Here is a 6449-nt window from a genome sequence, read left to right as displayed (position 1 = left end):
GGTCTACAAGGGCGGTTACAAGGGCCCGTACTGCGTCGGCTGCGAGGAGTACAAGTGCTCGGCCCGGTCCGCGACCGGCGCGAGGGCGCCCGTCCACAGCTCGGCGGTCACCTCCCGCACCCAGCCGCGCCGCTCCAGTTCCGCGCACAGCAGCTCCTGCGTGCCCTCGGCGCCGGTCGCAGCCTGCACGTAGGCGGGCAGGCCACGCTCGCCGTACCAGCGTCGTACGGCGTCCAGGGCCGCGTCGAGCGGAAGGCCGGGATCGCCGAGCGGCAGCACGCTGTTGGCCCGCCTGGTGAAGCCCGCCCGTCGCCCGGCCACCACCCCGGCCGGACGCGCTTCGCGCGGCACCTCCTCGACCGCGGCCCGCAGCTCCCACTCGCCGAGCCGCTCGCTCTCCACCGGCCGCCAGCCGCGCGAACTGACGTGCGCCAGCTCCTCGTACGTGGCCGCCGGCCCGCGGCGCCGCGCCGGAGCGGCCGGCACCACCTTGCCCGCGACCAGGGTGGATTCCGCGATCCGGACACTCTGCCCGTCCCGTCGTGTGATCATGAGCACGCCATGATCCCATGATGTGAGAACACCCACCGTGTCGGTGAACTTCTCCCGCGCCGCACCGGGTTCGCCCAACCGCCTTACAGATACACGTTTTCCCACGTCAGCGGGGGTGATTCGGACTTCCAGGCGTCCTGTCGCCGAGATTTCCACTGGTCAGTTCACCCCTCCTGTTCGGATCATGCTCCGGAACGGAGATACTAGGGGCGGGCATCGACGACGCCGCGCTCCCGCGCGCCAGGCGGCGGAGCCTGAGGAGGCCCGCCAGCGCCCTATCGAGGAGGAACGACAGCGTGACCTACGTCATCGCGCAGCCTTGTGTCGACGTGAAGGACAAGGCGTGCATCGAGGAGTGCCCGGTCGACTGCATCTACGAGGGCCAGCGGTCCTTGTACATCCACCCGGACGAATGCGTCGACTGTGGTGCCTGTGAGCCGGTCTGCCCGGTCGAGGCGATCTTCTACGAGGACGACACTCCGGAGGAGTGGAAGGACTACTACAAGGCGAACGTCGAGTTCTTCGACGAGCTGGGCTCTCCCGGCGGTGCCAGCAAGCTGGGGCTGATCGAGCGCGACCACCCCTTCATCGCCGCGCTGCCGCCGCAGGGCGAGTGACCGTCTGAGCGCCTAGCGGCCCGAACCGCGCCGCCTCGGTCCCGTACGGCCCGATCGCCTAGATCGCCGCGTTAGGGCACCGACGCGTTTGCCGCACCGTACGAAAGAGAGCCTGATTCCCGTGTCCGCAGTCTCCGACCGCCTTCCGACCTTTCCCTGGGACAAGCTGGAGCCGTACAAGAAGACGGCCGCGGCCCATCCGGACGGCATCGTCGACCTCTCCGTCGGCACCCCGGTCGACCCGGTCCCCGAACTGATCCAGAAGGCCCTGGTCGACGCGGCCGACTCGCCGGGCTACCCGACGGTCTGGGGCACCCCCGCACTGCGCGACGCGATCACCGGCTGGCTGGAGCGCCGTCTCGGCGCCCGCGGCGTGACCCACCGCCACGTCCTGCCGGTCGTCGGCTCCAAGGAACTGGTGGCCTGGCTCCCGACCCAGCTGGGCCTCGGCCCCGGGGACCGGGTCGCCTACCCGCGCCTGGCCTACCCGACCTACGAGGTGGGCGCCCGCCTGGCCCGCGCCGACTTCGAGGTCTACGACGACCCGCGCGAGCTGGACCCGGCCGGCCTGAAGCTCCTCTGGCTGAACTCGCCGTCCAACCCGACCGGCAAGGTCCTGTCCGGGCAGGAGCTGACGGACATCGTCGCCTGGGCCCGCGAGCACGGCGTCCTGGTGTTCTCCGACGAGTGCTACCTGGAGCTGGGCTGGGAGACCGACCCGGTCTCGGTCCTGCACCCCGACGTCAACGGCGGCTCCTACGACGGCATCGTCGCCGTCCACTCCCTGTCGAAGCGCTCCAACCTGGCCGGCTACCGGGCGGCCTTCGTCGCCGGCGACCCGGCCGTCCTCGGGCCCCTGCTGGAGATCCGCAAGCACGGCGGCATGATGACCTCCGCGCCGACGCAGGCGGCGGTCGTGGCGGCCCTCGGCGACGACGCCCACGTGCACGAGCAGCGCGCACGCTACGCGGCCCGCCGCGAGGCCCTGCGGACGGCCCTGCTCGGCCACGGCTTCCGCATCGAGCACAGCGAGGCCAGCCTGTACCTGTGGGCCACGCGGGGCGAGTCCTGCTGGGAGACGGTCGCCCACCTGGCCGGCCTGGGCATCCTCGTGGCACCGGGCGACTTCTACGGCGAGGCGGGCGAGAAGTTCGTACGCGTGGCCCTCACGGCGACGGACGAGCGGATCGCGGCCGCGGTGTCCCGGCTGTAGCCGGCACAGGGCGACGGGGCCCAGGGAACCCCTGGACCCCGTCGTGGCCGGCGGCCGGCGCTCAGCCGAGCGGCAGCCCGTGGACCGGCAGGTTCGAGGTCGGCAGCCCGCCCTTGGCGAGGGAGTCCGTCGGCAGCCCGCCCTTCGTGGCACCGGCCGCGGTGTCCCCGAGGACACCCCCCGCGGCCCCGGCCGCGTCCCCCGCGGCCTTCTGCGCCGCGGGCGCCGCCTGCTCCACGGCGGCGCCGCCGGTCCTGCCCGCGGCCGGCACCGCGTGCTCGACCGCGTTGCCGCCGGCGTTGCCCGCGAGCGACGTGACGTTCTGCGTGGCGCCGTCGACCGTGTTGCCGACGTGCGCCCCGTCCAGCGCGGTCAGGCCGCCCAGGTTCGGGGTGGCCACCGGCAGGTTCGTGGCCGCACCGGCGGAGCCGGCCGCACCGACCCCGGCAGCCGCTCCCGCTGCGACGAGCAGCGCGGCACGGGCGATCCGGCGGGTCAGAGGGAGGGACATGATGCTCCATTCGACGGGAGAGAACGGTGATGTGTCCGAGGTCGGACGCCGTGACTACCGCTCGAAGCCCGCGAAGGTTGCGGACGCCCCAGGTAAAGAATGGATAACGCATCGCATTATCAGGTGTGGATAAAAACGGGCAAACAAGGGCTGGCGGAAATTCAGCAGAATCCTTACGGCCCTTGATTTCCCCGGGTTCCCGGGACCGTCCCCGGCCCGCGCCGGAGGGCCGGGCCGCACGGGGCCGCGCCACCCCCGCGGGCGAGACCCCGCACTACTGTCCGGTCACGATCCGGACGGCGCCCACGGACTGCTCCGCACCCGCGGTCCCGGCCGGGTCCGCGCTCGTCCACCGGTCGCCGCCGCTCCCCGCGGCCCATTCCCGGCCCGCGTACGACACCCGCCGGATGTGCAGCGTCGAGGCGTTGGCGACCGCCCAGTGCGCCAGCTGCCAGCCCCGCTCACGCTCGCTGCGCCCGGTCGCGTCCGTCCTCGTGCCGAGCGGCACCGGAACGGTCACGGTCCGCCCGCTCGCGGTCGCGGTCACGCTCGGCCGGGGAGAGGGCGAGGGCACGGGTGTCCCGCCCACCTCCGCACCGGTCTCCTGCAGCGCGTCCCGCCCGAAGTCCCGCACCAGGGCCGACCGCACCGCGTCCGGGCCCGTCGCCGCGGCCATGGCGTCCGGGCGCCCGTCGCAGGTCAGCGTGGCCGCCGCACGCCCGGTCAGGGCCGCCGCGAGCAGCACGGCGTCCGGCTCGTGCTTGGCGTACGCCTCCGGGTAGCCGCTGCGCTGCACCCGCTGCGCGGCCACCGTCAGCGGCAGATCGGGGTAGTCCGACACCTTGGCCAGGTGCGCGTAGAAGATGCCGGCCGCGTACGTGGGGTCCATGATCTGCCGCTCGGTGCCCCAGCCCTGCGAGGGCCGCTGCTGGAACAGGCCGAGCGAATCCCGGTCGCCGTGCTCTATGTTGCGCAGCCCGGACTCCTGGAGGGCGGTGGCGAGCGCGATCGTCACGGCACGCTCGGGCATGCCCCGCCCGGTGCCGACGGCGGCGATGGTCGCCGCGTTGGCCGCCTGCTCGGGCGTGAACTCGTACGACGTCCCGGCACCAGAGGCCGGGACCACCGTGCAGCCGCGCGCTCCGCCGCCCCCGGTGACGTACTGCACCACGAGGTAGGCGGCGACGCCGCACAGGACCAACAGGGCCGCGGCGAAACGGAAGAGGCGGCCGCGACGCTTGGGACGGGTGGGGGACGACACGCGTACAAGGTACTGGAGCCGCCAAGACCCCCCGCCGGGGGTCGGCACAGCGCGCGCCCGGGGGCGCACCGGGTCCGCGCTAGGGTCGGGGCCATGGCCGACACCTCGCTTGACCTCACGCTGGACGCCGCCGCGCTCACCGCGCGGCTCGTGGACTTCGCCTCTGAGAGCGGCACCGAGAAGCCGCTCGCGGACGCCATCGAGACCGCGCTGCGCGCTCTGCCGCACCTGACGGTGGACCGGTACGGCAACAACGTGATCGCCCGCACCCACCTCGGCCGCGCCGAGCGCGTGATCCTGGCCGGCCACATCGACACCGTGCCGATCGCGGACAACGTCCCCTCGCGCCTCGACGAGGACGGCGTGCTGTGGGGCTGCGGCACCTGCGACATGAAGTCGGGCGTGGCGGTCCAGCTGCGCATCGCGGCCACGGTCCCCGCCCCCAACCGCGACCTGACCTTCGTCTTCTACGACAACGAGGAGGTCGCCGCCCACCTCAACGGCCTGCGGCACGTGGCCGAGGCCCGCCCGGAGTGGCTGGCGGGCGACTTCGCGGTCCTGCTGGAGCCCTCCGACGGCGAGGTCGAGGGCGGCTGCCAGGGCACCCTGCGGGTGCTGCTGAGGACCAAGGGCGAGCGGGCCCACTCGGCACGCGGCTGGATGGGTGCCAACGCCATCCACGCCGCCGCCCCCGTGCTGGCCCGTTTGGCGGCCTACGAGCCGCGGTACCCGGTGATCGACGGCCTGGAGTACCGCGAGGGCCTGAACGCGGTGGGCATCGGCGGCGGGGTCGCGGGCAACGTCATCCCCGACGAGTGCGTGGTGACGGTCAACTTCCGCTATGCCCCCGACCGCACCGAGGAGGAGGCGATCGCGCACGTCCGCGAGGTGTTCGCGGACTGCGGTGTCGAGGAGTTCGTGGTCGACGACCACAGCGGCGGCGCGCTGCCCGGCCTCTCCCATCCGGCCGCGGCGGCCTTCATCGAGGCGGTGGGCGGCACCCCGCGGCCCAAGTACGGCTGGACGGACGTGTCCCGGTTCTCCGCGCTCGGCGTTCCGGCCGTCAACTACGGTCCCGGCAACCCGCATCTGGCGCACAAGCGCGACGAGCGCGTCGAGGTCGCCAAGATCCTCGCGGGCGAGGAGCGGCTGCGCAGCTGGCTCACGGCGTAGGGAACGCCCACGGCACACGCGTGCCGGACATGCGCATGTCCCCCCTCCGTAACCCGCGTAGATCTAGTCTGACATCGAACTACTGGCAAGCGGAGGGAGCGCACATGGCTACCGGCAACCCCGCGGGGAAGAAGCAGCCACCGGACGAGCAGCGACTCGGACCGGTCCTCCGGCGACGAGGCCAGGTGACGGCCAGCACCACCGACCAGCGGCTGCTGGACGAGCGTGCCCCCACGGACTGGGTCCACACCGACCCCTGGCGGGTCCTGAGGATCCAGTCGGAATTCATCGAGGGCTTCGGCACGCTCGCCGAACTTCCCCCCGCGATCAGCGTGTTCGGCTCGGCACGGACCCCGGTCGACTCGGCGGAGTACGACGCCGGGGTGCGGCTCGGCCGGGGGCTGGTCGAGGCCGGCTGGGCGGTGATCACCGGCGGCGGCCCCGGAGCCATGGAGGCGGCCAACAAGGGCGCGTGCGAGGCGGGCGGCATCTCGGTCGGGCTCGGCATCGAACTGCCCTTCGAACAGGGACTGAACCCGTACGTCGACATCGGCCTGAACTTCCGCTACTTCTTCGTCCGCAAGATGATGTTCGTGAAGTACGCGCAGGGCTTCGTGGTGCTGCCCGGCGGCCTGGGCACCCTCGACGAGCTCTTCGAGGCGCTGACCCTGGTCCAGACCCAGAAGGTCACGCGCTTCCCGATCGTCCTCTTCGGCACCGAGTACTGGGGCGGCCTGGTGTCCTGGCTCAAGAACACGCTGGTGTCCCAGGGCAAGGCGGCCGAGAAGGACCTGCTCCTGTTCCACGTGACGGACGACGTGGCGGAGGCGGTGGCCCTGGTGTCGAAGGAGGCGGGCCGCTGACGCGGGGCTCCCACGTCCAAGGCCCCCGTTCCCACCCACCCGGCGACCCGTCCGGGGGGCGAGGCGCACGGGGGCCGGGCGCGGCCCCCTGGGGCTAGGGGGTGTCGTTCGGATCATCCCGGCGTCGCGGGGTCCGGCACGCGCATCTGCGGCGTTGTCGTCGGTCGCCGACGCTCCGCGTCGACTCCCTCCTCCGCCTTGCAGCCGCACGCACCAGACCCCGCTCGGGTCGGCCGGCAAGCGCTGTTCCTCACGGCCG

The 6449-nt window shown here is 72.8% G+C and carries 6 protein-coding genes and 1 pseudogene; 4 read left to right on the top strand and 3 right to left on the bottom strand.

Annotation, left to right across the window (positions count from 1 at the left end; translation table 11 throughout):
• Positions 1 to 60: 60 nt before the first annotated feature.
• Positions 61 to 708: pseudogene (locus tag ACWEN3_RS38375) on the bottom strand (putative acetyltransferase); the annotation flags it as partial.
• Positions 709 to 848: 140 nt separating this feature from the next.
• Between ACWEN3_RS38375 and fdxA the strand changes: the two are divergent.
• Both fdxA and ACWEN3_RS38365 read left to right on the top strand, forming a co-directional pair.
• Positions 849 to 1169: a ferredoxin gene (fdxA, locus tag ACWEN3_RS38370; protein ID WP_018561461.1), complete on the top strand. Its 321-nt coding sequence runs from the start codon at positions 849 to 851 to the stop codon at positions 1167 to 1169.
• A 121-nt stretch (positions 1170 to 1290) separates the two neighbouring features.
• Positions 1291 to 2382 carry a bifunctional succinyldiaminopimelate transaminase/glutamate-prephenate aminotransferase gene (locus ACWEN3_RS38365; RefSeq protein WP_452980947.1) on the top strand — a complete coding sequence of 364 codons (1092 nt, stop codon included), beginning with the start codon at positions 1291 to 1293 and terminating at the stop codon, positions 2380 to 2382.
• Positions 2383 to 2443: 61 nt separating this feature from the next.
• Here ACWEN3_RS38365 and ACWEN3_RS38360 read toward each other — a convergent pair whose 3' ends face one another.
• Positions 2444 to 2893: an ATP-binding protein gene (locus ACWEN3_RS38360; protein WP_452980944.1), complete on the bottom strand. Its 450-nt coding sequence runs from the start codon at positions 2891 to 2893 to the stop codon at positions 2444 to 2446.
• 274 nt (positions 2894 to 3167) lie between these two features.
• On the bottom strand, positions 3168 to 4154 hold the full coding sequence (locus ACWEN3_RS38355; RefSeq protein WP_452980942.1) for a heavy metal transporter: 987 nt from the start codon (positions 4152 to 4154) through the stop codon (positions 3168 to 3170).
• A gap of 93 nt (positions 4155 to 4247) precedes the next feature.
• Here ACWEN3_RS38355 and dapE point away from each other — a divergent pair, with 93 nt between their 5' ends.
• Both dapE and ACWEN3_RS38345 read left to right on the top strand, forming a co-directional pair.
• The gene (gene dapE / locus ACWEN3_RS38350) at positions 4248 to 5327 is read left to right on the top strand and encodes a succinyl-diaminopimelate desuccinylase (RefSeq protein ID WP_452980940.1); all 1080 of its coding nucleotides are present in this window, start codon (positions 4248 to 4250) and stop codon (positions 5325 to 5327) included.
• A gap of 104 nt (positions 5328 to 5431) precedes the next feature.
• Positions 5432 to 6190, top strand: a complete 759-nt coding sequence (locus ACWEN3_RS38345; protein WP_452980938.1) for an LOG family protein — start codon at positions 5432 to 5434, stop codon at positions 6188 to 6190.
• Positions 6191 to 6449 lie beyond the last annotated feature (259 nt).

The sequence above is a fragment of the Streptomyces sp. NPDC004561 genome (assembly GCF_053602155.1).
The sequence above is the reverse complement of the archived record's forward strand: the minus strand, read 5'-3'. Positions and strand labels throughout refer to the sequence as shown.